Genomic DNA, 26,321 nt, shown 5'->3' with positions numbered 1-26,321 from the left:
ATCTTATATGTACATTTTGACTTTTTATGAGCCAAGGGCAGCGATGATCATTGAAGATGAACTTATTAAAATGGCTACAGCAAGTGAAATTATGCATACGCCGGTTGAATTATTAGAGGCAGATTGTTTCTATTGCAAAACTGCATTATCGATTAGAACATTAAACTTTGACCCAAACGAACTGAGACTAAGAGAGCTTCCAGTAGCTAACTTATATGCATACAGCAATCAGTCTTATGTTCAGATCGACTTGACTTCGAAGCAGCTGGAGGACGTATCATAATGGAACAATTGTATCTATTCGATCTTCATTCAACAGAAAGAAAATCAGACCAAAAGGTTATACTTCCACGTATTCCAGAGATTACGGGTGAAGTGCGCGAGGTCATTGATCAGTTAAAAGAAGCCTATGCAGACCCTTCAAATAATCGTCCCTGGTGCATCGCAACTAGTTGGGGAAAGGATTCAACTTTATTAAGTATTTGTGTCTGGGTCGCATTGCTAGAAACAGATCCAGAGAAACGTACACGTAAAGTGTTTTTCATCAGTTCAGATACTGGGCTTGAACATCCTAGGCTCACGGAGTATGTCCGGAAAACGATTGGAAAATTAAATGAAAAGGCAGTGGAACAGGGTCTCTCGTGCGTTGAAGGAAGGCTCGTAAAAACGAGAAAAAAAGATAGTTTTGCGTGTAAGGTGGTTGGTAAAGGCATGATTTTGCCCACGCCAAAGAGCCCCTTCAGGTGGTGTACGGACGCATGGAAGATCGCACCGGCTGAACGGTTTATAAAGGAACTGATGCACACGTATGGTTCTGTCTGCGTAATGACCGGAGTTCGATCAGCAGAATCAATAAAGAGGGCCACTTCAATTAAGAAGCACGGTTCAACAGAATTAGTATACCCTAAACTTGGGAAAAATAAAACAGTTAATGGAAGGGTTATTAGTACATTTATCTCAGGAAGGTATGAAAGTCAACCGATCGCTCACATCCAAGATGCTGATCTGTGGGAGGTTCTCATGAGTTTCTCCAGATTTCCTTGGGGCGGACGTTTCTATGAGATGTACTCCTTCTACTCCGATCAAGGTGAATGTCCAATGCAAACCGAAATGAAAGCATCTTGCGGGAGTAATAGCCGTAACGGTTGTATATTTTGCGGGTTTCATAAAGAAGATAGTATGCTCGCCTACTTCAGAGAGCAGAATGAGCCCTGGGCTAATCCAATTTCCGAACTTAAAAAGATAATACATGCCACATTATTTGATGCAAACTTCAGGGAACCTGTCCGGAGAAGACGTGTTAAAAAACTGGATACTTTTAACTCATTAAACAATAGATTGTATGATGATGTGGACCAGGGCACACTTTTTGACTTGGACAAGCATCTTGAACCAATCTGCATAGGTGGATTACCTGTAAATCCTGATCTAGCCATGGGTTCGTTAACTTTGGAGGGACGAATCTTCTTGCTGAAGAATATTCTTTACTATCAGAAGCTTGCAGGAATTGAAATCATCTCTACCGATGAACTTGAAGAGATTCAAGTGATGTGGGCCGAAGATGGTTGGAAGCGAAATGAACTCGATATTGAACCTGAGAAACTGTACTATAGAGGCCCACTCGTGCTTTATCCAGATTACACGCTAAACGCCAAAGAGACCCATATAATTGATGAAGGATTATCTTCAGCGGAGAATAAGGTGTTTTGGATTACAGAGGAATTTGGAGGCGGAGAGCAAGAAATTTGGGCTCATCTTGAAAAAGCTAAACGGATCAAAGGTTATGCAATTCCTTTCTATTGGCAACCCATACTCCACAATAATGAATATTGGAACAGTGTCGTCTTTGTAGTATGTAAACCTGGTATAAGGACACTAGATCAAGCCCGTTCTTTTGTAGATGAATTTATCAGCTGTGCAGCAAATGAAAGAGCCACTGAACAAATGAACCGGCCTCTAATGTACTGGAATCTTCAAACGAACAGTAAGTCACAACATCAATACCTAAGTGAGCTGCTATATCGTGGAGAATCTCCTGAGGACATCCCATTAGATACCATCGTATATTCAGGTTTAGACCATGGTTTGTTTCAAATAGCACATACCATTAAATCCTTTTCTGCATTGAGTGGGATTCGTTACTGTAACTTTTCCGAGGTTAAATTGCAGTGTGAAAACTCTCGGTACTGGAACAAGTACTATGAGATACTCCTCAATAGATTTCATCAGGATGAAGACAAAGCCCTCTTCCTACTGGACCGTGGCTATCATCATCTTCTTATCCCTAATAAAGTAAAAACTGCATTAGGATTGTCGGATTTGCAGTTATATCTGAATTACCACTCTAAATTCTACGGAAGCAATTTTGAAAATGTACTCATTAAAGGGGATACATTTGATAATCACGAACTGAGTTTGACCCTTCTTGAGGAGATCCGAACAATCATATCGAAGTGCTTGATTACTGGGGGAGATTCCAGTAATATAGAGGAATAATACTTTCCATAAATTTCTCGCAACCTCTTACCAAGCGGTAGATAGAGGCACATTCAACTGTTAGAAATACGCCCTGTGGGTGACTTGAAGCATTTTTAATTGCTCTTGTCATACACAGGGCTTTTTTGCGTTCTTTTTTTCATGACGCAAATTTATAACTTAATTTCAAATCGAGAGGATGAATTACATGTCAGCAAATTTTAAAATCAATTCAACTGTATTGAAATCACAAGTCGTCGCTTTAAGCAAAGCAGTCAAAGGAGCAGTTCTAGGAGAGTGTAATGTTTATATTAGAGATTTGGGAGATCATAGTTTATCGTTTTACTTTTCAACACTGGAGATCTCAGCAGAAAAATACATACCTGCAGATATTGTAAAACCACTACAGGTAGCAGTTTCCGTTAAAGAGTTAAATATGAAAGTCTCGGTATTGCCAGACAATGAAATGCTGTCTGTGACTCATGTTTTAAAAAATGAAAACACTCAGTACCTGAAATTTGAATGGGGAACGAACAGAAAGAACACAATTAATGTCCACACGTTAAATGAGCAAACCGATTTTCTGATAACGCCGACACCGAAATCATCGGTTGTAATGAACGTCAACAAGCTATTTAAGTATGTAGATCAACTGAAGAATTTTGCGTTGAAAAGTGGTTCGGATGATGCGAGAAAATACCCGAAATTAACCGGTATAGCTATCTCATCAAATGAGAGTGGTAGGGCGACATTTAAAGCATGTAATCGCCAGAACTCTGTTTATTTAAGTGACAATGATGTATCTTGGTTGCCAGAAGAAATTATCTTCGATGCCGGGCACTTGATTGCCGTGACTTCTCTTATTCAAGGAAATGCCGAGATAGAAATTGGGACTAATGAAATGAGTAGCTTAGTCATTGTAAAATCTAGCGACACGACGTGTGTGTTACGAACGTTAAGTGGAAAGTATCCAGAAGTTGAACAGTACCACAATTATGATATTGCAGTAAGTAGGTACTATTTTGATCGCAGCGAATTGATGGATGTATGTCAGAGAGCAATCAAAGTAACAGCTGCAGGAGCAAAAATGTTGAGAATAGATACATTAGGAAGTAATATTTTTGCTTCAGTGTCGAGTGTATTGGAGCAACAACTGAGCGCGACTGTCGAGGGAATGAAATGGTCCTTCACCGTAGATGCAGAAAGATTGTTCGATTGTGCCAAGTTAATGGAAGGTGTCGATGAGATCGTCTTGTATTTACATGATCCTTGTAAACCAATTTCGATTGGTTCTGAGGATCTACCTGAGATGAAAATCACAACTGCTCCTTACAGAACTTCCGCACAGACTCCTGTAGCAAGCACTTGTTAATAGGAGCTGTCGATGGTAATATATATTTAAACAATTTTTCAATTATTCCCCTCTGTCACGCGACTTATGAGGGCTGTTATGTTTCTACTTATCCACCCCAAAGGTGTTTTTGTGTTTATTCTGCACAATCACTTTTGGGGTTTTTTGCGTTCAAATTAAAGGAACTAAATTACAAATATGGAGGAATTAAAATGAATATTAACAGATCTAGCTTAGGAACATATGTACCAATGGACGAAGGATTGAACACTGTACAAAAAAAATATCTGCAAGAAGAAATTCTTAAAAATCACAATCGACCAACGGCAGAACTACGCGAAATAGCCATTAGGAAAGCCTCAGAACGTAAAGTAAACCGAGTTTTTAGCGAGATTATGGCACTGGTTGGATTGGGAATGTCACTCCTTTTCATAGCTGCCGTGCTTCTTGTTATCTTTGAATCTTAAGGAGTGATATGAATGCCAGCAGAGCTCATTATAATAATCGTATGTTTCGCTATTCCGATCATCTATGGTGCAGTTAGTGGTTTCACATCCAACACGATGACACAAAATAACATTCCATCGATGAGAGATGTGGATACGGAGATAGAGCAGGAGATGAATTGGGACCAATTCAGTGTAAGTGATCCTGTTGCCGAGCACGAAAACCTAGCAATGGATTTACCACCATTGTCAATTGAGACAGTTCATCCAACTGAAGATCAGACATTTGAACAGATAGATATCTCTGAAGTTGAGAAAACAACTTCTGTTGCAAGGACCGTTTCTATGGTGCCTGAGGAAGTAGGCGTCTTATTTAATAAGCAAGAGACAGAACCGGAACCAAAGATCACAGTAGATCAGATTCAAGATCAGAACAATAATAGTGATACTTCAACAACGGTCTCTGAGGTTGTTTTGACACCAGCCGTTGAACGGACCGTTTCAGTCTTGCCTGACGAAGTAGGAGCCGAGATCAACCGATTTCTACAAATCTTCAAAAAGGAGAAAACGGAACCTTCAGCTGTTTTAGAAAAGTCACATTATGTTGATCAGTTATTGGATCAGATTAACAGCAGTGATATTCCACCTCCTACCGAGGAGGATGTAGCAGCTGAGTCACCATTGTCTGACATTGCTTTTAAATCCATAGCGAAGAATTATGGTTTCGAAACGGCTTCGCAGATTACGACAACACCGTTGTTAGGTGCGAAAAATGAAGAAGATATCATGATGGGAAGAATACAATTTCATGATGGAGAGACTTGCTTAGTTTATGAGGATTCTTATGTTTTTTTGAGAGGATCTGCCATAGAAAAAGTAGCTTCAAATGAAGGAATTGTTGTTTTAGTAAAAGGATTTTTCTTTGATGATGGATTCATTGTTGGAGAGTTAATTAGGCAAGAAGAACTAGTTATGCAAGAAGCAATGTAGTTTTGGCTACATTCCCAGGGAAAGAATACCTTTCCCTCGCTTCTTTTAGCCTATTTTTTTGATAAATAGGCTAAAAGAAGCGAAGACCCATTCTTTCGCCTCATATTTATGTAGGCATGTTTTCCCATTTTGCTATCGACAAAATAGTAAATGTTGTAGTAAAATGGCATTCGAGGATGTTGAATGTTCATTTGAACGTTCAAATTCATTAGAAATCACCTACAAAAATAGATAATATACAATCACATAGGGAGTGTTCACATGTCTAATACATACCGTAATGAGAAGTCTTTCGAAAGTTCAAACAATGATTTACTGATCGATCAAATCAGGTTGTGTATCGTTTCAGATCACAATAGTGGGAATTATAAAAAATTCCCGAACGGACAAGGCGAAATTGAATTTGAAGTGAGAAATGGCCAACTCCAAAAAAATGTAATCAGTCATAGAGAAAACTTGATGGCCGATGGTGAAGCCAAAACTGTTCCAGTCTCACGGAAACATCTTGAAGTCATTCTGAGAAAAATAACGGATCGTATTACTACGTGGGACCCCATCAATTATGCAAAGATTAAGCTGGAGATTTGTTTAGAAGATGAAGTCAATCTACGCGATCTTCAAATCGGAATTCGTTTTGAATCGCATTTCAAAAGACAATAGCTTGACAAAATTAACCTTACCAAAGATAATAAGACGCAGGACATAATTCCTGCCTTTTCCAACAAAATATTGCGCAAATAGAGCGGAAGCACCGCCTAGTTTTGGTCAGATGACCAAAATTGGGCTGTGCTTTTTTTGCGTTTTCAGGAAAACGGGGATTAGGATCACTGTTTACTAATCCGTATTACACGAAGGGAGTTCACAAAAAGTGAAGAAGAAGATTTTAAGTGTGCTGCTCATGATGATGATGGTCATGGTTGTAGTAGCACCAATGAGTGCATTTGCTGACACGGGAGCATTATCGTGTGCCGATGTTTTTGGTGCAGCAACGAATGGTGGAACTGCTGGTACCACGATTAACAACACATTGAAAGATGTTGTTAAGATCATTGCCGGTGCAGGTGCGTCTCTTTTCACGATTGCAGTCATGGTTCTAGCCGTGATGATTATGTTTGGATCAATCAGCCCAGCGAAGAAAGGTATTTATTGGGGTAGTTTGATTGGTTGTGTCTGCGGAGCATTTGTATTCTTTGGCGCGTTCAAGTTCTCAGATGCGATCGCACAAATGGCACAGGGTGGAAAATGCGGCGCCTAATTTAACTCATTTAACTCATTCGGGTGGAAAACCGCCCGAATGTTTTCAATAGGAGGCTATAGTTTTGAACGAGATTATCGTACCCATAGATATCACACAAGAAGAAAAAAGTATTCTCGCAATTTTTTCAATCAGACAATTTTTGCTCGTAGCTCCTCCTGGATTCTTCATGGTCGGCTTTATCTTGTGGGGAAATCTCCCTTTTATCAGTGGGGTTACTGATTTAGTTTTTAGAGTCATTCTTTTCTGCATCGTTACAGGGCTTGGAGTCCTTCTTGCTTTCTTCAAAATAGAGAAATATGAGCTCTTTTTGAGCGACTATTTTTTAATTCGGTGGAAATTTAAAAAATCCCAAAAGGTATATACAAATCTGTGAGCAAAGTAGGGATCAACTGAAATGGAAGTATTTGATATTGTCCTAACATCATTTGTCGTCCTTATGGTTCTAACTCTTGTATTTCTATTTTTTGCTAAAAAGAGAATGGATCGGAATGAACCAATATTTGGGTGGGCACGTAAGCAGCACCTGGAAGAGACCGGCCAAGTAGATGCCAAGAGTGGAACGGTTAAGGTCAAAAAGGGTATGGAGAAAATTGTGGACCTGTTAGGGATTGAAGATATTAAAAATGGTATTTTCGCCAAGAAGAATAACGAATATAGCATCATCGTTGAATCCGACTTTGTAAACTACGACCTACTTTCAGAAGGGGCAAGACAGGCCATCATCATTGGTTACAGTTCGCTTTATAAAGTAATTCGTTTTCCGGTTCAGATCCTGGGTCAAGCGGTGAGACAAGATCTTCGTAAAGAAGAGGAGCGTTTTAAAGCCAATTTATCCCAATCCAATGAAGAAACTCGCACATATAATTTTGATGTGATTGACCATATCAAAGAACGATCTGAAGATGAATTACGCATTACCCGCAAAGTTCTCTATGTTATTTCCTACGTACCACAGGTAAGTCGCATGGGTGCGATCTCTCAAGAGGATCGAATTAAAGATATTACGGATGAGTTATATCAACGAGCATGGACGATTGTTCAAATGTTGAAGCAATCGGACATTCAATCTGCGATATTACCCTCGCTATCTGCTATGGAAGTTATGAAACGTGCCTTGAACCGCGAACGCATGGTCGTGAACCCGATTGACGATATAGCGGACCGTGAAAAGTTGACATCTCTTGTTGTCACGATGGACCCAACATCCCTCCCAGGGTATTCAACAATTGTTAATGATGTAGAAGAGGTGAAGAGATATGTTCAAGAAGCTATTTAACAAGAAGGCGAAGTCAAAAGAACCGAACGATAATCTCATATCTCTTAATCAATTAAACGATGATCACAATGATTTAGGATTTCCATCGATGATAGAGAATATCGCGAATGATGGTATGAAATTTCATGAAGATCATTTTGAGATGCAAACAGGCCTGGGCGATGTACGCCTCGGACGATCATTTTTCATAAAACCATCCGGATATCCACGAACGGTGAGGATCGGATGGTTGGAGGCGCTTTTCAGTGGAGATGACATGGATGTGGCGGTCCACATTGAACCATTGGATCGAAATTCAGCCATAAAGAAATTGCAAAAAAAAGTGGAAGAATTCGAAACCGTTATATTCTCAGCTGCCAATCGGGGTGATCTAGGGGTTAAGATCGAAGATGCCCAACAAAAACGGGAGGATGCTAAACACTTACAGCGACAGATCAAGAACAATCAAAATGGTCTGTATTATGTCTCCATTCAAGGTACCGTCTTCGCGAGTGATCTAAATGAGCTTAACGCGAAGTGTCGTGAGATTGAACGGAATCTGGGTGGTGAATCTATTGAGATCGTTAACTCCTATGGACGCCAAAAAGAAGGATTTATGTCCGTCTTGCCACTCGGTAAAAACTATTTAGAAAAAACGCAGCGGAATCTGGATCAACTTTCACTTACAGCGATATTCCCACATTCAAGTTCAAAGCTAAATCACAAAGGTGGCTTCCCAATCGGAAGGTATGGTAAAGAATTTGTTTACTATAACAATTTTGATTTAAGTCTTCCCAATTATAGTGTAGGAATTTTTGGTGTTTCCGGATCGGGTAAATCTGTACTCGTGAAACAGATTATCGGCCGTGGGTTCATGGATGGCATCGAAAAGAACGTTATCATCGATTGCGAGCCTGAATACATAGCTCTGACGAAGGCTCTAGGCGGTATAGTTATACCTATTTACCCGTCAAAATCAGATATAGCCAGTCGAATAAATCCGTTAGATATCTTCCCTGAAAAGGAAGTTGTTAATGAAGGTGAAGTCGATGAGCATGTCATTGAGAGAATCAATGTTAATGAGAAGGTAAAAGAACTACTAGAATTTTTCAAAGTAATGAAAGAGTCATTAAGCCCTAGTTCTCAAGGTTTGACTCCGATTGAAATGAACTTTTTGAATGATATTATCGAGGAACTGTACACCAAACGTGGGATTACAGAAGATCCAAATACCATTTATGCAAATGTAGAAACTGTTGACTCCATGGGCAATATCACTTATCAGCGGAAATACATTGATATGCCAACAATCAGCGAAGTTCTTGGAAGATTAAGAGAGGAACAAGACAAAGGGTACGATCTGAATGAGATCATCACCATCATTTTCCTGTTCACACAAGGTAAAGCGTTCGGGATGTTTGATGGCCAGACACAAATTGTTTCGAACTCCAATGTTTCTCTGGATGATGCACCTGTTGTAACCTTCGATATCTCAAAATTATCGGCTAATGGTATTGAGCGTCCGCTTGCGCAGCATGTCATCATGACGTGGGTCTGGAATAGGTTTATTGTCTCCAATCCCCTAGCAAAAAAACGAGTAATCATTGATGAAGCATGGATGATGATCAAATATAACACCATGATGGAGTTCCTTAAAGTCCTCTCGGCACGTGGTCGTAAATGGAACGTTTCACTTACGTTGGTATCCCAACGATATGAGATGTTCGAACGGACGGAGGCAGCGCGAGATGTTGTTGCTCAGTTTGAAACAGTTTGCTTCCTAAAACAGTCTGACCAAGATATCGCACCTATTTTGAATACGTATCGACTCTCTGAAGATGTAGGTAACATGATTCGAACAGCCGATAAAGGCGATGTCATCATGAAGGCAGGAAAACAGATTGTAAGCTTCCGATCTGAGCCCACACCGGAAGAGTGGTTGTACATCAATACCAACAAAAATATTGATATGACGAAGAAAGAGCAGACAGTCAGACGTTCAACGAAATTCCGAACAAGGGAAGAGATGATTGAGTTCTTAGATGCTCGAATAGAACTTAAGGCTGTCGAAGGAGGGTTTTAAGTGAAACTTAAAATCCCACTCTTCTTTATCGCAATCATACTCTCAACCTTTTTCTTTCATAGCTTTGCCTACGCTGAGGATACGCAGTTGCTCGTTACTCCAGGGGTCCGGGATGCCTCAGAAGATGGAGCATTGTTCAGCGATGATAAGATGTCTCAAATGAAAAAAGATAAAGAGGACGCTACCTTAACGGATGGTATCTTACTTGGATTTATTCTATCCATTTTCGATCTCAAGATTAGTAGCCTGCCGACTTTGATTTTTGGTAATCCCTACGGAGATACCGAAAACTTAGATTTTGGTATTTTTACGAAGGATGAAATGAGCAAAATAATTGATCCTATATTAGCAATGATGACGGGTATCTATGTGACCATTTTGACTGCTGCGATTATGATATCTGCAGCTAGATTTGGGGTCAAGGCCTACAGTCCTCAGGCCAAATCTGATTTTTGGACAGATGTGAACATGTGGGTGCTCAGTGCATTCTTTATGGCATGCTTCTGGTTAATCTTCAAAGTAATGATGTCAATTAACGTGAGTCTTGTAATTTCAATTTCGGATCTGTTGAAGTCTAACGGTATAGATACAAACGGTGTATCACTAGTCGCGAGTGCGGGAAATTTCAATGTTAGTAATGCTATCGTTTATCTCTGTGAATTTGGATTAACCTTGTACCTGAATGTCATCTATATTGCACGGAAAGTTATAATAACGTTCCTTGTCGTCCTGGCACCTTTTGCCGCGTACAGTATGCTCTTCGCCAAAACGCGTGCTTTCTTTGGTACCTGGCTCAAAGAGCTTGCAGGAAATATCTTCTTACAATCTATTCACGGAATAGCGATCTATATTCTGACCATGTTCGCTAGCCTTGCTACGGTAAGTGTATTTGGCACCATTTATAAATTAGGACTACTAATCATGTTCATCCCTATCACGGGTATGATGTCTCGGTGGATGAACTTAGGAGATTCCAGCACTAAGATAGGACAAGCTGCTACAGTTGCAGGTGTTGGATCTGTAGCGGGTGCAATGATGCTAGCTAAAGGCGCTGGAGGTATGATGGGTGGCCGAAGAGGTGGAAGTCTCCCTTCAAAAGGTTCGGAAGGCATGTCTCCTGGGCCTGGGGGCTCCACTCCGGATTACGGAAATGATTCTGGAACAACTGCATTATCCAAAGCGGCTTCAGGAGGAAGCGGTTGGCAACGGATGCGCTCAGTTGCAGGTGCCATGGGTGCTGTAGCTGGTGGCGCGATGGGATTAACGATGGGTCCTGCTGGTGTGGCACTCGGTGCTAAAGCGGGCTCAGTCATTGGATCTAAATCTGCGCAAGGTGCAAGGAATGCTTTCGCAGGAATGGCCAACACCTCTAGGACTGCATCATCAACTATGTTCCCTGAGGGAATAAAAGCAGGTTATCAGAAAGCCGACGGTAACGGTTTCTTCGGGAAGGTTCAAAACATGGCCGCAACAGGAGGGAAAAATCTGAAGGATACCTGGGGAAATCTAGGTGAACGTCGTCGGTTCATGGGAAACATGGGAGAGTCCATGGGTACTACCGTGGGAGCTGGAGGATTTGGCCGTCAAATGGGTCACATGTTGTCTGGAGCTAGCAGAGGAAGGGTACAGGGTGCCGGTGCTGCTTCTGGGGGTATGAACAATATGGCACTTCCTCAACTCGCCCAGAAATATGCAGGACAAAACGTATCGTGGGAACAGACCAATAGCGGATCTGCATTTTATGCAGACACTGCTTCCGGTAAGCAACGGATCAGTAATTTCGGAGCAGCTGATCCTAACTTAGCTAAGGGTGAAACCCGAGTTGCGAGTTACCAATTCCCAAGTGCTAACCAGAAGTTTGAGCGTCAGCCAAACGGCTCATACCGACTACCTAGTGCTCAGAGTGGACCGCCTGGAATGGGTGGATTTAATAATAATTCTGAGGGTCCGATGGGATTACCTGGAGGCTCAAACGAACATCTCGTTAGGACATCTGGTGCATTCATACGAGGAACAGATGGAGCTAAGTTTGAAGACAATCGGATGGACGCTTCGAAATTGTCTCCTGATAGCTATTTCTCGCACAATATCCGGGGTGCTGATCGACGAGATTGGTCCGATAAGGGTGCTGACTTCTTATCGAGAAAAACGTCAGCGAACACCCAATATTCACCGCCTTCTAATCATGCTAAAAAGCTTGAGGGTATGGCTAACCAAGTTAAGCATGAAAAAACAAGAACGAAAAACAAAATGATACTTTAATTCTTATGTAAGGATGGTTGGCTACTCTAACCATCCTTTCTTTATAAAGGGTGTGATTTTCATTGAATAGTCAGGATATGGTGAATGATACCGCAGGGAATGCCGGCAAAAAGGTAGCCGGTAAGGGCGCGAGAAAACTGATAGGAAAAGCAGGGAAGTTCGCCAGAAAACTGGCCATGGATTTTATGAAAAAAGTGGGCCTGGCTATCGGGAAATCACTTATTGCATTTTTTAGCACGTATCTTGGATGGGCAATACTCATCATGTTTATCGTTGCCGTAATACTTGCAGCCATTCCATTTGCAGATTGGTTCCTAGGTGGGAATGCCCGAAGTGAGAAGGATCGCGAACGAGATATAAAGTTCGAAACACGGTTCAAAGAGGAAGCAGATAAATCAGTTGCACCGATTATGAACATTGAAGCGGACGCGAAATGGAAAGAACAGTTAATGAATACAGTGAAACCAAGCTGGGGTATACCCACAGCACTCGTTCGCTATCAAATGGTTGTGAAAGAAGAGAAGGTCACTTTAAGTGATTTTAATCCGGTATTAATGGTGGCTCTATTTAAACCAGCTTTCGATTTCACCAAAATTAAGGATGATATAGAGACGACAAAAACCATTACGTATTGTACAAGTACCGATGAAGAGGGGAATACAACGACTACTGGTCCAGAAACGACCATTAATTCATTTAAGCGACCAGCACATGATGTTCTTTCCGGAGTGACACTCAATTATGGGGATATGACCGTTAATAAGTTGAAAAGGTACTATCCAGGAGGATCAGTCACACCAACAGACAAATGGGAAGAGACTGGAACCAGCTCTGGAGGCGACTGCACATCCACGCATTATAGGCAATATGAACATACAACTGTGGATGATCGCTTCGTGCCCCATTTAAATATCAATGTGACGTTGTTCCAGGCTATTTTAACCGCGCAAGGGGTTAAAAAAGATGATATGAAGCTACTCTACGAATTCATTCAGACTGCTGATGAAAACTGGAATCCCTATTTATATGGTGGAGCCGGTGCGATTGGTGGGGGATTATCGATGATCGGAGAGGCTAAGGTATCCGAGGCGGTAATGCGATATGAACCACTGGTCCGTAAGTATGCGATCATTAATGGGATTGAGGATCAGGTTAATTTGATCCTAGCAGTCATCCAACAAGAATCAGGCGGTAATATGTCCTTGGATGTAATGCAATCATCTGAGTCACTCGGCCTTCCACCCAATACCATTACAGACCCAGAGATCTCCATTATGTATGGTGTGAAGCACTTTGCTAATGTCTTCAAAGCAGCGGGTCGTGATACGAAATTAGCTCTACAAGCATACAATTTTGGTGGTGGCTTCATCAGTTATGCGCAAGCACGTGGAGGGTACTCCAAAGAAAATGCAATTGCATTCTCGGAGATGTGGAAAGCTAAAAAAGGTTGGGATAATTATGGAGATGTCAATTACGTTGATAATGTAATGCGATACTATTCAGATTGGACTAATCTCACCGTCACATCCGATGGACAAATTTTCGATGTTCAACAAGCGCTTGACCTTATGAGTCAGTACATGGGCATGCCATATGTCTGGGGTGGCCGTAAACCTTCTCATGGGGGATTTGATTGTTCAGGTATCATCGAATATACCTTTAATAAATTGGGAATTAATCTCTATGGGAATGCTGAAACTCAATATAACAAGACGGCAGCCGTTGATAAATCCAAAGCGCTTCCTGGGGATCTCGTCTTTTGGTCCACATACAAGCCAGCTGCATCACACGTTGGAATGTACCTAGGGAATGACAAGTTTATCAATTCCAACGGAAGTAAAGGTTTAAGTATTTCATCTGTATCACGGTGGAACAGCATTTATCCATTCTTGGGATACAGACGGATCGTGAAGTAAATAGAAAAGGAGTTTTATTTATGAAATCAAGTTCAATTCTTTTCCTAGCATCAACGCTGATTGCAAGTCAGTTCGTAATAACTCAGCTCCCTGTAGCTGGACAAGATGTAATGAAGGCGGAACAAAGTCTACACCAGGAGTTAAAGGTAAAATCACAGGTGAATCCAGATGAATTAAACCAGGTAATAAAAAAACAGATGGGTTTACCCTTCAAATGGGGTGGGAAATCCCCGGAAGCAGGGGGATTCGATAGCTCTGGGTTGGTATCATATGTTTTCAAACAACTAGGTTTTAATCTAGACGGAAATGTTAAAGCGCAATATAAGAAAACAGATGCAGTGGACATAAACAATCTGATCGTAGGGGATCTGTTATTCTGGTCTACGTACAAAGCCGAGTTGAGCCACGTAGGTATTTATATCGGTAAGAATAAGTTCATCACGGTGGGTGCCAACCAAGGCGTTGCTGAGTTCTCCATTACGAAATGGAAAGAAAAATATAAGTTATTGGGAGTAAGACGAGTGAATCAATCCAATCAATCCAATCTTATTATGAAGGAGTAATCCAATGAAAAAATGGTTCTATATTCTGCTCATTTTATCATTAGTTATCAATGTAGCATTGATCTCCAGCAGCATGGGTCTCCGCTCACAAATTAAAGAACAAACAAAGAACGAAGCAGTCGAACTCGCCAATAAGGAGTTTTTAACAAAGTTTTTCACATACAAGACCATTAAAGAAAGGTACGAAGGTATCAAGCCACTTATGACCGAGCAGGGATATAACTCCACATTGCCGGCAGGAATCGAACTACCTGAGGATACGGATGAATCTATGTCGGTATCTTCCCGGTTCGATAAACACATCCCGTTTAAGATAGTAGTCGATGAAAAAAAGGTTGAGTTTTTGAACCAGTTTAGTCTGACAACCTCTTTCAACAAGATCGCCAGTACTCAGGAAGTTATTGTTCGGACCATTATGGTTTATGAGGAAAGTGCTAAGAAGTGGAAGGTTGACGAAGTAGAGTTCATAACTACGTTAGGGGCACCAGACTCATAAATATGAGAAGGAAAGGATCAATAAAATGGAAGACATACTCTCCGGATTTTATGTACTCATACAACAAATAGTTCGCTTATTACAGTTGGTAGGTCTCCCTGTTTTTACAGTATTGTTCATCATCGGATTGCTTTTTCTTTTGACAGCAGGTAAAAATCCAATACGTAAAAGAAGAGGATATATATTTGCTATCATCTTCGGAGTCGGAGCTTTACTTATTGCATATCTCCCTGTAATCACGCATATGTTTGGTAATTCAACGCCAGCTGTTGTAGATAAAAATGATGATATTGTTGGTATGGTCGATAGTGCATCTATCCTTGGGCCGAATCTATTTAAGGGTGTGTGGTATGTTTCGGTACCCGTAGTGTTTACTATGTTTTATATGGGCATGCTTATGCGATCCGTGGCGGGGAAAAATCCGCAACGAAAACGGTTGGGGATAGGAATGATGATCTTCAGTCCCATTGTGTTAGGGTTGGCATACGTTGTGCCGATATTAACGACTATGTTGTAATTGTTTAATGAGAGGTCCGATGTCGGACCTTTTTTTGACTATACTTATTACTCATTTAATGGTAAATTATTCTTGTGCTATTGTGTTTTCTGGCGACATGAACGTGAAGGAGATTATCGTATGACACAATTCCCTATTTTGGAACCATTAAGCTACAAAGAGTACACGGATAAATATGAAGAGATCATGAATGTGTTATGTGAGCCGTTTCCAAGTGGCACAGTTAAGAAAAAAAATGATAGTAATAAAAGCGCGCACATACCGGTTCAGGCATACATTCAAAGATTAAACAAAGCAGCCGGTGGTTTTTATAGTTGGACTGTGACTACGGAAAAACCAATCTATCATCTTGAGCAAATGAAGCTCGAAATGAGAGGCAAGCTGCAAATTATGAATACATCTAATGAAGGTATGGGATTTCAAAATTTCTCTTACATAAAAGATTCTCGGAAAATTCATGATTTTGAGGGTACAGTTAAAGCTGCTGTCAGAAGAGCTTTAGTTGATGCATTGAATACCTTTGAAGCAGGGTGGAAGGATCTGGCCCAATATCGTGAGTGGGGTTATTTAATTGAAAATGAAGGTGAGGAGCATGAGTCGAAAAAAAATCTGACAGAGGGCACGAACATCCCATGTAAATCTTGCAACAGATTATTGACAAATGAAGAGTTAGAACAACTTCAAAAGATCAGTTGGAAGGTTATGTACTGTGACGATCATGTTCCAGATTTCGTCAGAAAAAGATTCTGAGTATGTAATTAGATTGATCTGAAACGTGATTGAGTGCAGTTTACAAATCGAATCACAAACTGAACAGTATTATAACAGCGTAATAAGTCACTTTTATAATATATAAATAGTTACTCATTAATAAAATCGTAATAAGATTAAGTAGGAGAGGGTGAGTTAAAATATGGGGCCATTCACAAAAGAGTGCTCATGCTGCGGTCGTAAAATTAACTTGAAAACCGGCAAAGAAAATGAAGATTTCACTATAGAGAACATGATGGAGAAGAGTGCTTCTTTTGCAAGGAATGTAATCCTTAAAATTCAATGACAATTTGAAAACGAATGAGAAAATAATATATTGGGAGGTAATATAATGAATGCCATTAATCAAAAAAAGATTAGTAATTCTAACAATGTAATACAACTTTTTAAACAAGGGGGTACTCCATCTGACCAGATAAAGACTGATCGTTCTATTTCTGGCCAAAAGTCATATTCCGACCAGAATGAAGGCAATACTATATTGAATCAAAAAAATGCCTCTAAATCTACCCCTCTAAGAAAACAGTTTTGGATGAGTGACACTCCTGTAGAAGTCTGGGATTAAGAGATGAAAAAGGAATTGATTACAAGAATACTTCCATCACTCTGGACTCAGGTCCAAGAACATAGTGAGAGATCTAAAGAAACGATACCTACATTGCTGGATAACTATTGCACGCTTTTGTTGGACGAACCGAGTTGGGACGTCCCGTATGAGATCAATAGGCGTATCACTTCTTATCATCTAAAAGAGAGGTTTGCCTTAGATTTCCCCTTAGTTCGCAAGTCTGTTATGGTCGATCCTGAGCTGCTTACCGATGTGGCTCATTTAGCACAAGCAAAAGTAAAAGCTCGATATAAGAACTCATCTGAGGTTAACTTTCCATCCGTTGTGAGAATGAGTTTTTACATGTTAATCAGAAGTAAAGGTTACGAGATAAAAGAGAGCAACTTCTATTCGGACAGCTATTTTGCAAAGAATTACTCTCTAGACTCGGAAGAAGGTTTTTTAGCAAAAATGGATGTCCTTTATCACAAGAATAAACGTATCCCTACAGCTAGAGAATATGCTCAGTTAGGTGGTAGCGTATCACTTTCATACATAAAGCGACGATTTGGCTCTTACAGCCAGTCGATAAATTTTTATCAACAAAACCGTTCAGTTTTATTACTCGATAATCAGAGCATCCCCTATAATAAGAAAATCACGACTTGAAATTCCTTTTATAAGCGTTCGTTTTATAACGTATACAACCGGAAGCACCGGTGAATGCCCCTAGGGCATCTTCACTGATGCTTCTTTTTTTATAAGGATGATTGTCGCGAGTATTTCAAATGCAAGAAGAGAGTAGGAGGGAAAGTAAGCCAGCCATTCGTTAACCTAGAGTTTAATCTAAATCATCAAAATTATTGGAGGATATAATATGAAAACGACAAAGAAAAAGAAGAAAAATAAGCAAGGGGTTAAACACGCGGTGATGGGTTTTTCAAGTTTAATGGTTCTTGTATTTCTAATCGCATTTGCAACATCCAAAACGGAAGGTGCAGCTAAACCAATCACCCTGAATGAGGCTGCAGTAGAACACTTAACTAAACAGCCAGTTCAAGGTGACGAAAACGCCGCTGTCAGTATCGTTGAATTCGGTGATTTTAAATGTCCAGGGTGTCAGTTCTTTGCAGAAAATATATATCCAATGATTATAAAAGATTTTGTTGAACCAGGTACAGCCAACTTCAAATTTGTAAATTTCCCGTTCCTTGGTCCGGACTCCGTAACTGCTGCAGAAGCATCGGAATATGTACTCGCAAAAAGCCCTTCAGACTACTGGAAGTATTTCGAAACGATTTATCAAAATCAACAATCTGAGTCTACCAATTGGGCAACAATTGATTATCTAGTTGAATTGGCTAAAACGGCCGGTGTTAATGTAGATTATACGGATATGCATACGGCTTTAGAAAATGGAGATTATAGCAAAGTGGTCACGGAGGATCTAGCATTTTCGCGTGAATTGGGAATTAAACAAACCCCGACACTTGTTGTGAATGGTATCGCCATTCAACCAGGAGGACTAACTTATGTCCAGCTCAAAGAGGAGATCCAGAAAGCAATCAATGGCCAAGAAAAAGGGGATTCATGATGAGAGACTTTTTTAGATCATATGGTTTGTTATTTGCTTGGTTTGTTTCAATCATTGCGACATTGGGGAGTCTTTTTTTCAGTGAAATTATGCATTACGAACCGTGTAAACTTTGCTGGCTACAACGGATCTGTATGTATCCCTTAACCATTATTTTGGGGTATGCTGCATTGAAGGAAGACCGTAAATATGCAACACCAGGTGTCTTATTAGCTGTGGTTGGGTTCCTGATTGCTGGTTATCATTATGCCGGTCAGAAGATCGCTAGTATTGGACGTGTACTGCCTTGTGAAGCTGGTGTGCCTTGCAGTGTAGACTATATCAACTGGCTCGGATTTATCACGATTCCTTTACTATCGCTTACTGCATTTGTTCTGATTCTTGCTTTATTATTTTTATCTCGTGATCCCAAGAATTAGGTCTAGGCAAATTTGTAAAGGTCACGGTCTATGAGTCAACGTTATAAGATGAAATTTAATCAATGACTCAACTTTCAGTATTTTTATTCACAGAGATGACAACCGACTAGTTTAGTTCTATAATAAGAAAATACAATTTCTTATACACAAGACTCAACCAAGCGGTACGAGTCATACTTGATATAAAACACACCTTCAGGTGATTTCATTAAGGTCCTCCTTAATTGATTTCCTGTAGGTGTTTTTTTATGTCTAAAAACCATAAGGGAGTGAAAGATATGTCTAAAATTATTGATTTTCCTGCTGAAAAGATTCCAAAAGGTATGCATCCTACTTACCCTGAGATGGGAGATCGACCTGTTAATACACAATTAGAAGCCGATTTTATTGGAAAATACTACTACGTGAGTAGCCCATTCAAACTCCAAACTAATCGGGGTGTTAAATTCCTCTGTATCTTAAGCGGTACCCATGCTCCATTAGACAAGAGACAGACTGGTTGGTATAGCTATCAAGTCACTACGAAAGCAATGGAGAAGTTAAAAGAATCTTATTCAATCGGACGAAAAGTCTTGTTGGATTAACAAAACCTATTATTAGAACACATACTACTAAATGAAAAGAGTGATCTCATGAAGAAATTAATTCAATGTCCTATTTGTGTTAGGAAAACTTTTGATTGTAAAACTTGCAGCGGACTGGGAGTCGTAGACCAGGAGGTTTACGAGCAGCTCACGGCGCTTGCAAATAAACTTCGTACGGAGACACAGATTCCCCATAAATATTTTGCTGTATCAACACTATTTTTAGTTAATGTCTCCTTAACGGAAAATCCAGATCACAATCAGGTATATGCCATCTACAAGTTTGATGAAATCAATAAATATATCAAAGTGGAAACATTGACTGTTAATGTACCTACTGAAAATGCTAAAGATCTGGTTGTGGCCTTATTTGAATTTATCAATCAGCCGATGAGTGAATATGAATCGGAAATACGAGCCTATGATGATCAATTGACAGTCGAAGAACTGGAATTGTTCAAATTACGTTTCTCTCGTTTCGAGGCTAGTTACTAATATCTGAGAATAGATTCACGAAAAAATGCACTTTGGAGCCATAATCGGTTCTTCAGTGCATTTTTATATTTATAGAAGTAGGATGTGATTGATATGACTGAAGTTAGTTTTAATGTTTCCGCAATGAGAGCGCTGATGAAACAAGATCGCTATTTAAAGATGATGTACGACTTGCAAATGAAAAAGGGGAGACAAGAGGACGAAACTCTTGAGCTTCTCTTTTGGGCTCACATCTTCGATGATTCTGTCTATTCCGAACGTTATAACGAGTGCATGAAGGGAGAGGTGTCCCATGGCGAGGCCCCAACCTAAACATGTCCACGTGAACAGTTTTGGGAAGAAGCATCACTTGATGCAACAATTTATTCATGAACCGAGGAAATATTACTACGTATCGTTAAACGGAACGGATAAAACCTTGCTCTATAGCAAGGTTCTATTAGACGGCCGTAAACGACCGGTACCTGTAAGTGAATCGCTTGAATATTGTGATGACGAGTGGGTCTTGGTTTTCCCAAGGTCACTTGTTCCTGCTCAATCGATCCTAAAAGGTGGGTTGTTCATTGGCTGCTTATCTCTAGATAAAACGTACATTATACGTCTATCAGCAGCCAACAAATTTCAATCTCAATACTGTTTTGAGTGCGAAATGCATCAAGTTGAAGGTTGCTATAAGATGTTAGATTACGATTGTGGAGCTGAAGATCGCGAGAGATATCGAGATACCAGTTGGTTTGAGATTCAACACAATATCCGAGAGGCAAGAGAGAAGAAGAAAAACACGGCATTCCCTGTATAACAGGTTGGGGGATTCGCAGACTGTTCCTTGCCACGGTAAGAGATAGAAATATTCTTGAACAGTACTGTCGTTCTTTAGTACCCCACAAAACCTTTGCAACGCCATTCTAGGGCCTTGAACGTATGGCGTAAGTGCAAAATACGTCCCTAACGTATTTCACCGTAGGTTGTCCTCGCTTAAAGCCAGTGAGCTTTAAGTAGATGAGGGCTAATGAATGCCAAATATTGATGGACAATTGACAGTAGCATCTTTTTTCTCAGGTGCTGGATTACTTGATTATAGTTTGATGAATGAGTTGAAAATCATCTGGGCGAATGAAGTCACTCCCGCAGCAGCAGAGAGCTATAGAGCAAATGTGGGAGATCACATTCATGTGGGGGATATAAATCAGATTGTATCAGCTGATATCCCGTACGCAGATATCTACGTGGGATGCCCGCCTTGCCAAGACTATTCATCAATAGGAAACAACGAAGGAGAAGAAGGCGAACGCGGGGCTTTGATCTGGACATATTTTGAGCATATCAAAGTTAATCGTCCTCCCGTTTTTCTCTTTGAGAACGTAATAGGCTTAATGAGACAGCACAAAGTTACCTTTGAAAAAATGTTGTCCATGTTTAAACAATCTGGATACAATGTGAATTGGCAGATACTAAACGCATGTCATTATGATACAGCACAAGACAGACATCGTGTCTTTGTAGTTGGTGTCAGAAAAGATTTAGGATTTACGTTTCGCTTCCCTGGTGAGGTTCTCAGCATAAGTAAAACTGTATATGATGCGATTGGTGATTTACCGCCAGCTTCTGGAGAAATCCCAAATCATCTCGCCACATGGACAAGTCCAAGTCCTGAACGGATCAAAGATGTCATGATGAATCCGCGAAAGCAATTTCGTGGAATGCGAAGATTGGATTGGTATAGGGAATCACCAACACTTACAGCACATATAGCCAAAGATGGTCGCGAGTTTTTGCATCCATCCGAAAACAGACGATTAACGGTCAGGGAGTGTCTTCGTATCATGGGAACGCCTGATAGCTATGTGTTTCCAGATACGGTACCCTTGAGCCATCAATATCGAGCTGTCGGTAATGGAGTGGCACATAATGTTGGCTTAGCATTGGCCAAAGCTATAAAAGAGCAACTTGGACAAGTTAATCTTCAAAACAGCTTATTTTGAATACTTTACACATCACCTATAAGATATTATAATTTTCTTATTAATTAATTTATTATTTCAAGGTGGCATCAAGCGATACTACCAGTTCATGACACCAATCTCAATCAGAGTTTTCTGTTCATTTTGGACAATTAACCCTGTTTGAGTTGGTGTTTTTTTGCTTACTTTTAATTGAACAGGAGATGAGGGCCTAAGTATTTAGAATCTGAAAACGCACATGACTACTCTATTTTTTGCACTTCAGTTAAAATGTTTGTAAGTCACAACCCATTATTCATAGGAAGAGGATGATTACATGATTACTCCAGAGAAATATCCAGATAGATTGATAGTTGATGCATCTGTGATTATGGCAGACGAAGAAAAAGTGGTAAACGGTGAAATAGAAGACATTGATTGGCTGTTCGGCGTAGACTTCTCAAGCGAAAGCTACACACTTGAAAAGTATATGGAACGTCCTTCTAAGTTTAAACATGAGGATCCATCTCAACGTGGAGAAAAAGCATGGTCACTCAGAAAAAAATCTGAAGCGATCTCCTCTATTTGTATGAGTATTGATTTAGGTCCGATCAAAGCACAGAAAAAGTCGATTAATAAAGTCTTATATCGTAATGTAATAGAGGGGAATCAACGAATTACAAGCAACCGAGATTACATAAAGAACCTATGGTCCCTAGAAGAAGAAACTTATATTTTTGGGGAGCATGAAGGTGAACGAGTACTTATCGATATCTCGGGTCTGTATTTTAAAGATCTGCCTAAAATGTTACAAAGAAGGATTCTAGGTTATCAATTCGACGTGTATTTATATGATATAGATGACAATTTAAAAGATGAGCTATATTATCGTTGGAACAACTATGAAGCACATAACAAATCAGAATTGAAGAAACCCCATATGACGAAACAAATCCAACTAACAGTTAACAAGTATTTGAAAATGAACTTCTCCAAAGTAGGTTTTAAGGTATCAAAAACAGATAGATCGGAACATATGGAGCCTGTTTTAGCTGTAATGGCCCTTGTGCAAACGAATAATAACACAAAACTGAACCAAGATACTATTGAAGAAATGCTTTACAAAAATAAGATTTCTGATGATACGTCTTTACTAGTTGAAGGTGCGTCTGACTTTTTAGAGCAAGTCTATGAAGCTGCTCAAAGTCAATATCAACCTAAAATCGTTAAAAAGTTATTCTCTAACAAACTTAAAGTATCTTTGTTGTATTCAGCCGTTTTTGCAGTCGCTGATGGTGTGAGTGTAGATGATTTCTTGCAATGGGCAGCAGATTGGTTCATTGTCGGTATTTCAGAAACCGATTATTTCACATCAGGTGGCGACGCCAATTTAAACAAAATTATCACACGTATAAACATTGTTGCAGACGCTTATAGAGATCAGTTTATGAGTCAAGAACTAAGTTAATTGAAATATTAAGTAAGGATGCATAGACCAAGTCCCTTGAGAACATCAAGGGACTTTTTTTTGCTTAAGCAAAGTTCGCTCTGCTGCTGCATGACCAGATTCCATGAGTTTCATCCATTTAGGTTATCTCCGTTACTGTACGTGAAGAATTGCACATAATTCTCAGATGTTCCAACGGTTCCATATACCTTTTAACTGATCCCCATGTTAAGGTCTTTTATGGAGGGGATTGTCATGTTAAATCAACCGTTAAAACCCATGCTCCTTCATCCGTTGCTTCCCTCTCAGATAGCAAAAAATTTCAAATCAAGTTTAAAATGGGATGGATTTAGAATTATCATACATTATGACCACGGTAAGGTGAGAGCTTTTACAAGGCATGGTACTGAGGTAACATCAAGATTTCCAGAACTGAATACAATTAATCTTCCCGTAAAGACCGCCATATTGGATGGTGAATGTATAGCTTTTGATCTAACACAGGCTAAGGATCAACCTCCAAAACTGTGGTGGGATGACGCGATGACTAGATTTCATACAAAAAAAGAATCGGCTGTTAAACAAATAGCAAAAACCTTACGAGCTCACTTTCCAGTATGGGATATACTATATCTAGACGGGAAACCCACGTTGAATAAATCCTTCATGCAGCGTAGAGAGTTGCTTAAGGCAGTAGTAGTGAATACCGAAGCACTTTCTATTACACCTTTATATGACGATGGAGAAGCGTTGTTTTTGAAAGCCAAGGAGCTTGGACAAGAAGGGATTATTCAGTATAATCCGGATGCGCCAATTAATTTGAACTCACGTTCGTGGAATATGGTTAAGATCAAAGCGTATCAGTCTATAATTTGCCAAGTATCATCCGTAAGGGTTAAAGACGGTTTCGGATGGGGTTTATCTGTAGATGGAAGATATGTAGGGATGTTGGAGTTCCCGCCAAGTACTGAAGTCCTACGGGCGTTTAACCAGGTGTCTAAACAACTCATTAAGCACGAAAATAAAGGTTGGTTGTACATTGAGCCGCTAATAAGTTGTAAAATTAAATTTCAGTGTTTTACTAAAGAAGGGAAATTACGATCACCGAAGTTTGAAGAATTTTGTACATCTATTTCAGTGTAATAAATAAGTTAAGTTCAAAATATCCCTTGATGGATCTAAGGAGATGATTTTGAGCTTTTTTTGTCTCTACGATTTTTTACATATGTCTTATTTTGAGCATTGAAATTAAAATTCCATACTTTTTGAGAGCCAGTAGACACGCTAAATAAGTAACTGAGTGTAGAAAGCCAGCATTGTAGAGGTGTTTTGACTTTGCTACTCGATGTCTGGGAAATATGTTAATCTGACAATTAATAATTCGATTCTACGTAGAGAATGCTTTAGCAGTAGTGCATAGATCTATATATAGACGACATTACAGTTCAGTTAATTTGAATACAAGAATCTATTCAAAAGAAGTCATTTTTTAGGGGTGAGGAATAGACGTGTCAGAAAATATTGAAAAAATTATTATGGATGACAGCTATAGAAAAAAGCAAACAGCAAACAGTTCATTCAGACGGGTGAAAAGTGGCAAACGGGGCATGGTCACTGCCTATCACTTGATGAGCAAGGCAGATCAGAGAGAATACACAAAAACAAATGATGGTCCAAATTATAATGTCTATGAGGAAATTGTTCCAGCCTCATATCTTTCACAATTACCCAAAGATATACGCGTAAAATGCTGGTCCAGGTGGAATGAGTTATTCTTTTTAGAGGACATAATGAAAGTATGGGCCGTTCAAACTTCAAGTGAACTTAATGATATATTGGAACAATTAGAAATCCCACTAAACGATTTGCTGGATGATAACGTAAATCCAACAAAGGAATACCAAAACGATGAATCAGCATTGGTATTGTCTTTAGACGATCTCATAGCAGGTGATAGCAACTCTGCTTATGTCTACAATCTTTCAGGAGTGTATGAAGTAGAACAAGTACTATCTCAATTGAAGACAATCATGGAGGATCTTAAAAAGCATCAGAATAAATGCGAGGTTCAAATACAAATAAAAACAGTGTAGTGCTCTAAAATAACAGCAAAAGCTATTAGACAAGTTATATGTTATTCTCATGGTTGGAGTGTGAAAGATGTATATATGGAGAGAGACTGTGAGCTCATCGATACATTAAGTAAGTATTCAATGAGCTGAATGAGTTAAGTCATAAGCATGAACCAGAATGCAACTAGCCAGGCTATTGTCTATCCTTGAAGTAAGCAAGCATGGTGATAGTCTCATTAGTCCCTTGGGGATCATCAATCCTGGTGCCCAGCAGTCGAAGAGCCAACTCCATGCGCTTATACAAAATTTCATTGATAGATATGGTCCATTGTTTCCTTTCCACTTCTGTAAGGGGATCAATTCCAAGTCGCGCATATTCTCTAGGAGAAAGGGTCTTCTCACCTTGATATCTTATAGCGATGTCCCCCACGCATGATAGTAGGTCTAAGTGAGTGTCTGTCGATCTACTTGCAAAATATATGAAGTAGGGATGTGCTAAGAGTAAATCGTTCACCCAATTGCGTACCTCAGGAATTTCGTATATTTCCTCAGAAGTGTCATTGTACCCATCGAACATGACAATCGTTGAAGCGAATGCATCCGATCCTTGTGACAATAAAAAATCGATACTTTGATTCAAAAATTCAAATGACTTCTGTTCAATTGAACTCCTCGAAACATTTATTAAATACTTAGCACTAAGGCTGTTGTGCGAATCAATATGTACCATAAAATCTTTATCAGTTCTCATCTACTATCACCATCCGTATTTTATATTATAATAATAATATAGAATTCAAAAATCGAGTAATTACTAATAGGAAACACTAGAAAGGACTT

The 26,321-nt window shown here is 39.7% G+C and carries 29 protein-coding genes; 28 read left to right on the top strand and 1 reads right to left on the bottom strand.

Features of this window, described 5'->3' with window-relative positions:
• The first annotated feature begins 7 nt into the window (after window positions 1-7).
• The 28 genes from ACX9NY_RS31440 to ACX9NY_RS31305 all read left to right on the top strand — a co-directional run bounded on the left by ACX9NY_RS31440 (window position 8) and on the right by ACX9NY_RS31305 (window position 25,502).
• Complete coding sequence (locus tag ACX9NY_RS31440; protein ID WP_472480312.1) at window positions 8-283, top strand: hypothetical protein; 276 nt, start codon at window positions 8-10, stop codon at window positions 281-283.
• Complete coding sequence (locus tag ACX9NY_RS31435) at window positions 283-2,496, top strand: adenine nucleotide alpha hydrolase family protein (protein WP_472480310.1); 2,214 nt, start codon at window positions 283-285, stop codon at window positions 2,494-2,496. Before ACX9NY_RS31440 ends, ACX9NY_RS31435 begins: the two co-directional genes overlap by 1 nt.
• A 187-nt stretch (window positions 2,497-2,683) precedes the next feature.
• Window positions 2,684-3,847, top strand: a complete 1,164-nt coding sequence (locus ACX9NY_RS31430) for a DNA polymerase III subunit beta (RefSeq protein WP_472480308.1) — start codon at window positions 2,684-2,686, stop codon at window positions 3,845-3,847.
• Window positions 3,848-4,038: 191 nt separating this feature from the next.
• A complete protein-coding gene (locus ACX9NY_RS31425) occupies window positions 4,039-4,293 on the top strand; it encodes a hypothetical protein (protein WP_472480306.1) in 255 nt (84 codons plus the stop codon).
• A 12-nt stretch (window positions 4,294-4,305) separates the two neighbouring features.
• Window positions 4,306-5,262, top strand: a complete 957-nt coding sequence (locus ACX9NY_RS31420; protein WP_472480304.1) for a hypothetical protein — start codon at window positions 4,306-4,308, stop codon at window positions 5,260-5,262.
• A gap of 261 nt (window positions 5,263-5,523) precedes the next feature.
• Complete coding sequence (locus ACX9NY_RS31415) at window positions 5,524-5,922, top strand: hypothetical protein (protein ID WP_472480302.1); 399 nt, start codon at window positions 5,524-5,526, stop codon at window positions 5,920-5,922.
• A 208-nt stretch (window positions 5,923-6,130) separates the two neighbouring features.
• Window positions 6,131-6,517, top strand: coding sequence for a TrbC/VirB2 family protein (locus ACX9NY_RS31410; protein WP_472480300.1), 387 nt, complete (start codon window positions 6,131-6,133; stop codon window positions 6,515-6,517).
• A 64-nt stretch (window positions 6,518-6,581) separates the two neighbouring features.
• Window positions 6,582-6,893: a PrgI family mobile element protein gene (locus ACX9NY_RS31405; protein WP_472480298.1), complete on the top strand. Its 312-nt coding sequence runs from the start codon at window positions 6,582-6,584 to the stop codon at window positions 6,891-6,893.
• A gap of 21 nt (window positions 6,894-6,914) precedes the next feature.
• Window positions 6,915-7,796, top strand: a complete 882-nt coding sequence (locus ACX9NY_RS31400) for a hypothetical protein (protein WP_472480296.1) — start codon at window positions 6,915-6,917, stop codon at window positions 7,794-7,796.
• Window positions 7,777-9,858 (top strand): VirB4 family type IV secretion system protein, encoded by a 2,082-nt coding sequence (locus ACX9NY_RS31395; protein WP_472480294.1) that lies wholly within the window; start codon window positions 7,777-7,779, stop codon window positions 9,856-9,858. Before ACX9NY_RS31400 ends, ACX9NY_RS31395 begins: the two co-directional genes overlap by 20 nt.
• Window positions 9,859-12,120 (top strand): hypothetical protein, encoded by a 2,262-nt coding sequence (locus ACX9NY_RS31390; RefSeq protein WP_472480292.1) that lies wholly within the window; start codon window positions 9,859-9,861, stop codon window positions 12,118-12,120.
• A gap of 62 nt (window positions 12,121-12,182) precedes the next feature.
• A complete protein-coding gene (locus ACX9NY_RS31385; protein WP_472480290.1) occupies window positions 12,183-14,036 on the top strand; it encodes a bifunctional lytic transglycosylase/C40 family peptidase in 1,854 nt (617 codons plus the stop codon).
• A gap of 20 nt (window positions 14,037-14,056) precedes the next feature.
• Entirely contained in the window at window positions 14,057-14,599 is a 543-nt protein-coding gene (locus ACX9NY_RS31380; protein WP_472480288.1) for a C40 family peptidase, read from the top strand.
• 4 nt (window positions 14,600-14,603) lie between these two features.
• Window positions 14,604-15,095: a hypothetical protein gene (locus ACX9NY_RS31375; protein ID WP_472480286.1), complete on the top strand. Its 492-nt coding sequence runs from the start codon at window positions 14,604-14,606 to the stop codon at window positions 15,093-15,095.
• Window positions 15,096-15,120: 25 nt separating this feature from the next.
• Window positions 15,121-15,612 (top strand): hypothetical protein, encoded by a 492-nt coding sequence (locus tag ACX9NY_RS31370; protein ID WP_472480284.1) that lies wholly within the window; start codon window positions 15,121-15,123, stop codon window positions 15,610-15,612.
• A 120-nt stretch (window positions 15,613-15,732) separates the two neighbouring features.
• Complete coding sequence (locus ACX9NY_RS31365; RefSeq protein ID WP_472480282.1) at window positions 15,733-16,362, top strand: hypothetical protein; 630 nt, start codon at window positions 15,733-15,735, stop codon at window positions 16,360-16,362.
• A gap of 352 nt (window positions 16,363-16,714) precedes the next feature.
• A complete protein-coding gene (locus ACX9NY_RS31360) occupies window positions 16,715-16,948 on the top strand; it encodes a hypothetical protein (RefSeq protein ID WP_472480280.1) in 234 nt (77 codons plus the stop codon).
• 3 nt (window positions 16,949-16,951) lie between these two features.
• Window positions 16,952-17,599 (top strand): hypothetical protein, encoded by a 648-nt coding sequence (locus ACX9NY_RS31355; RefSeq protein ID WP_472480278.1) that lies wholly within the window; start codon window positions 16,952-16,954, stop codon window positions 17,597-17,599.
• 208 nt (window positions 17,600-17,807) lie between these two features.
• A complete protein-coding gene (locus ACX9NY_RS31350) occupies window positions 17,808-18,524 on the top strand; it encodes a DsbA family protein (RefSeq protein ID WP_472480276.1) in 717 nt (238 codons plus the stop codon).
• Window positions 18,521-18,943 carry a disulfide oxidoreductase gene (locus tag ACX9NY_RS31345; protein WP_472480274.1) on the top strand — a complete coding sequence of 141 codons (423 nt, stop codon included), beginning with the start codon at window positions 18,521-18,523 and terminating at the stop codon, window positions 18,941-18,943. The genes ACX9NY_RS31350 and ACX9NY_RS31345 overlap by 4 nt, the downstream gene beginning before the upstream one ends.
• A gap of 278 nt (window positions 18,944-19,221) precedes the next feature.
• Window positions 19,222-19,527 carry a hypothetical protein gene (locus tag ACX9NY_RS31340; protein ID WP_472480272.1) on the top strand — a complete coding sequence of 102 codons (306 nt, stop codon included), beginning with the start codon at window positions 19,222-19,224 and terminating at the stop codon, window positions 19,525-19,527.
• Between the two features lie 48 nt (window positions 19,528-19,575).
• Window positions 19,576-20,022, top strand: coding sequence for a hypothetical protein (locus tag ACX9NY_RS31335; protein WP_472480270.1), 447 nt, complete (start codon window positions 19,576-19,578; stop codon window positions 20,020-20,022).
• Between the two features lie 93 nt (window positions 20,023-20,115).
• Entirely contained in the window at window positions 20,116-20,334 is a 219-nt protein-coding gene (locus tag ACX9NY_RS31330; protein ID WP_472480268.1) for a hypothetical protein, read from the top strand.
• Window positions 20,335-20,371: 37 nt separating this feature from the next.
• A complete protein-coding gene (locus ACX9NY_RS31325) occupies window positions 20,372-20,821 on the top strand; it encodes a hypothetical protein (RefSeq protein WP_472480266.1) in 450 nt (149 codons plus the stop codon).
• A gap of 214 nt (window positions 20,822-21,035) precedes the next feature.
• Window positions 21,036-22,004 (top strand): DNA cytosine methyltransferase, encoded by a 969-nt coding sequence (locus ACX9NY_RS31320; RefSeq protein WP_472480264.1) that lies wholly within the window; start codon window positions 21,036-21,038, stop codon window positions 22,002-22,004.
• Between the two features lie 295 nt (window positions 22,005-22,299).
• On the top strand, window positions 22,300-23,430 hold the full coding sequence (locus ACX9NY_RS31315) for a hypothetical protein (protein ID WP_472480262.1): 1,131 nt from the start codon (window positions 22,300-22,302) through the stop codon (window positions 23,428-23,430).
• A 234-nt stretch (window positions 23,431-23,664) separates the two neighbouring features.
• A complete protein-coding gene (locus ACX9NY_RS31310; RefSeq protein WP_472480260.1) occupies window positions 23,665-24,552 on the top strand; it encodes an ATP-dependent DNA ligase in 888 nt (295 codons plus the stop codon).
• Between the two features lie 365 nt (window positions 24,553-24,917).
• Complete coding sequence (locus tag ACX9NY_RS31305; protein ID WP_472480258.1) at window positions 24,918-25,502, top strand: hypothetical protein; 585 nt, start codon at window positions 24,918-24,920, stop codon at window positions 25,500-25,502.
• A 172-nt stretch (window positions 25,503-25,674) separates the two neighbouring features.
• Here the strand turns inward: ACX9NY_RS31305 and ACX9NY_RS31300 are convergent, their stop codons facing one another.
• A complete protein-coding gene (locus tag ACX9NY_RS31300) occupies window positions 25,675-26,232 on the bottom strand; it encodes a hypothetical protein (protein WP_472480256.1) in 558 nt (185 codons plus the stop codon).
• Window positions 26,233-26,321 lie beyond the last annotated feature (89 nt).

The organism is Paenibacillus sp. CB74, assembly GCF_055687625.1.
Note: the sequence above shows the minus strand (reverse complement) of the source record. Positions and strands in the feature narration are given on the sequence as shown.

What these genes read in the sequence shown, in the direction of transcription:
- ACX9NY_RS31335 (WP_472480270.1), top strand. Translation starts at nt 19,576, where the DNA reads ATGAAGAAATTAATTCAATGTCCTATTTGTGTTAGGAAAACTTTTGAT.
- ACX9NY_RS31415 (WP_472480302.1), top strand. Translation starts at nt 5,524, where the DNA reads ATGTCTAATACATACCGTAATGAGAAGTCTTTCGAAAGTTCAAACAAT.
- ACX9NY_RS31315 (WP_472480262.1), top strand. Translation starts at nt 22,300, where the DNA reads ATGATTACTCCAGAGAAATATCCAGATAGATTGATAGTTGATGCATCT.
- ACX9NY_RS31435 (WP_472480310.1), top strand. Translation starts at nt 283, where the DNA reads ATGGAACAATTGTATCTATTCGATCTTCATTCAACAGAAAGAAAATCA.
- ACX9NY_RS31320 (WP_472480264.1), top strand. Translation starts at nt 21,036, where the DNA reads ATGCCAAATATTGATGGACAATTGACAGTAGCATCTTTTTTCTCAGGT.
- ACX9NY_RS31380 (WP_472480288.1), top strand. Translation starts at nt 14,057, where the DNA reads ATGAAATCAAGTTCAATTCTTTTCCTAGCATCAACGCTGATTGCAAGT.
- ACX9NY_RS31350 (WP_472480276.1), top strand. Translation starts at nt 17,808, where the DNA reads ATGAAAACGACAAAGAAAAAGAAGAAAAATAAGCAAGGGGTTAAACAC.
- ACX9NY_RS31310 (WP_472480260.1), top strand. Translation starts at nt 23,665, where the DNA reads ATGTTAAATCAACCGTTAAAACCCATGCTCCTTCATCCGTTGCTTCCC.
- ACX9NY_RS31300 (WP_472480256.1), bottom strand. Translation starts at nt 26,232, where the DNA reads ATGAGAACTGATAAAGATTTTATGGTACATATTGATTCGCACAACAGC.
- ACX9NY_RS31365 (WP_472480282.1), top strand. Translation starts at nt 15,733, where the DNA reads ATGACACAATTCCCTATTTTGGAACCATTAAGCTACAAAGAGTACACG.
- ACX9NY_RS31370 (WP_472480284.1), top strand. Translation starts at nt 15,121, where the DNA reads ATGGAAGACATACTCTCCGGATTTTATGTACTCATACAACAAATAGTT.
- ACX9NY_RS31355 (WP_472480278.1), top strand. Translation starts at nt 16,952, where the DNA reads ATGAAAAAGGAATTGATTACAAGAATACTTCCATCACTCTGGACTCAG.
- ACX9NY_RS31400 (WP_472480296.1), top strand. Translation starts at nt 6,915, where the DNA reads ATGGAAGTATTTGATATTGTCCTAACATCATTTGTCGTCCTTATGGTT.
- ACX9NY_RS31420 (WP_472480304.1), top strand. Translation starts at nt 4,306, where the DNA reads ATGCCAGCAGAGCTCATTATAATAATCGTATGTTTCGCTATTCCGATC.
- ACX9NY_RS31345 (WP_472480274.1), top strand. Translation starts at nt 18,521, where the DNA reads ATGATGAGAGACTTTTTTAGATCATATGGTTTGTTATTTGCTTGGTTT.
- ACX9NY_RS31425 (WP_472480306.1), top strand. Translation starts at nt 4,039, where the DNA reads ATGAATATTAACAGATCTAGCTTAGGAACATATGTACCAATGGACGAA.
- ACX9NY_RS31395 (WP_472480294.1), top strand. Translation starts at nt 7,777, where the DNA reads ATGTTCAAGAAGCTATTTAACAAGAAGGCGAAGTCAAAAGAACCGAAC.
- ACX9NY_RS31440 (WP_472480312.1), top strand. Translation starts at nt 8, where the DNA reads ATGTACATTTTGACTTTTTATGAGCCAAGGGCAGCGATGATCATTGAA.
- ACX9NY_RS31330 (WP_472480268.1), top strand. Translation starts at nt 20,116, where the DNA reads ATGACTGAAGTTAGTTTTAATGTTTCCGCAATGAGAGCGCTGATGAAA.
- ACX9NY_RS31340 (WP_472480272.1), top strand. Translation starts at nt 19,222, where the DNA reads ATGTCTAAAATTATTGATTTTCCTGCTGAAAAGATTCCAAAAGGTATG.
- ACX9NY_RS31360 (WP_472480280.1), top strand. Translation starts at nt 16,715, where the DNA reads ATGAATGCCATTAATCAAAAAAAGATTAGTAATTCTAACAATGTAATA.
- ACX9NY_RS31375 (WP_472480286.1), top strand. Translation starts at nt 14,604, where the DNA reads ATGAAAAAATGGTTCTATATTCTGCTCATTTTATCATTAGTTATCAAT.
- ACX9NY_RS31430 (WP_472480308.1), top strand. Translation starts at nt 2,684, where the DNA reads ATGTCAGCAAATTTTAAAATCAATTCAACTGTATTGAAATCACAAGTC.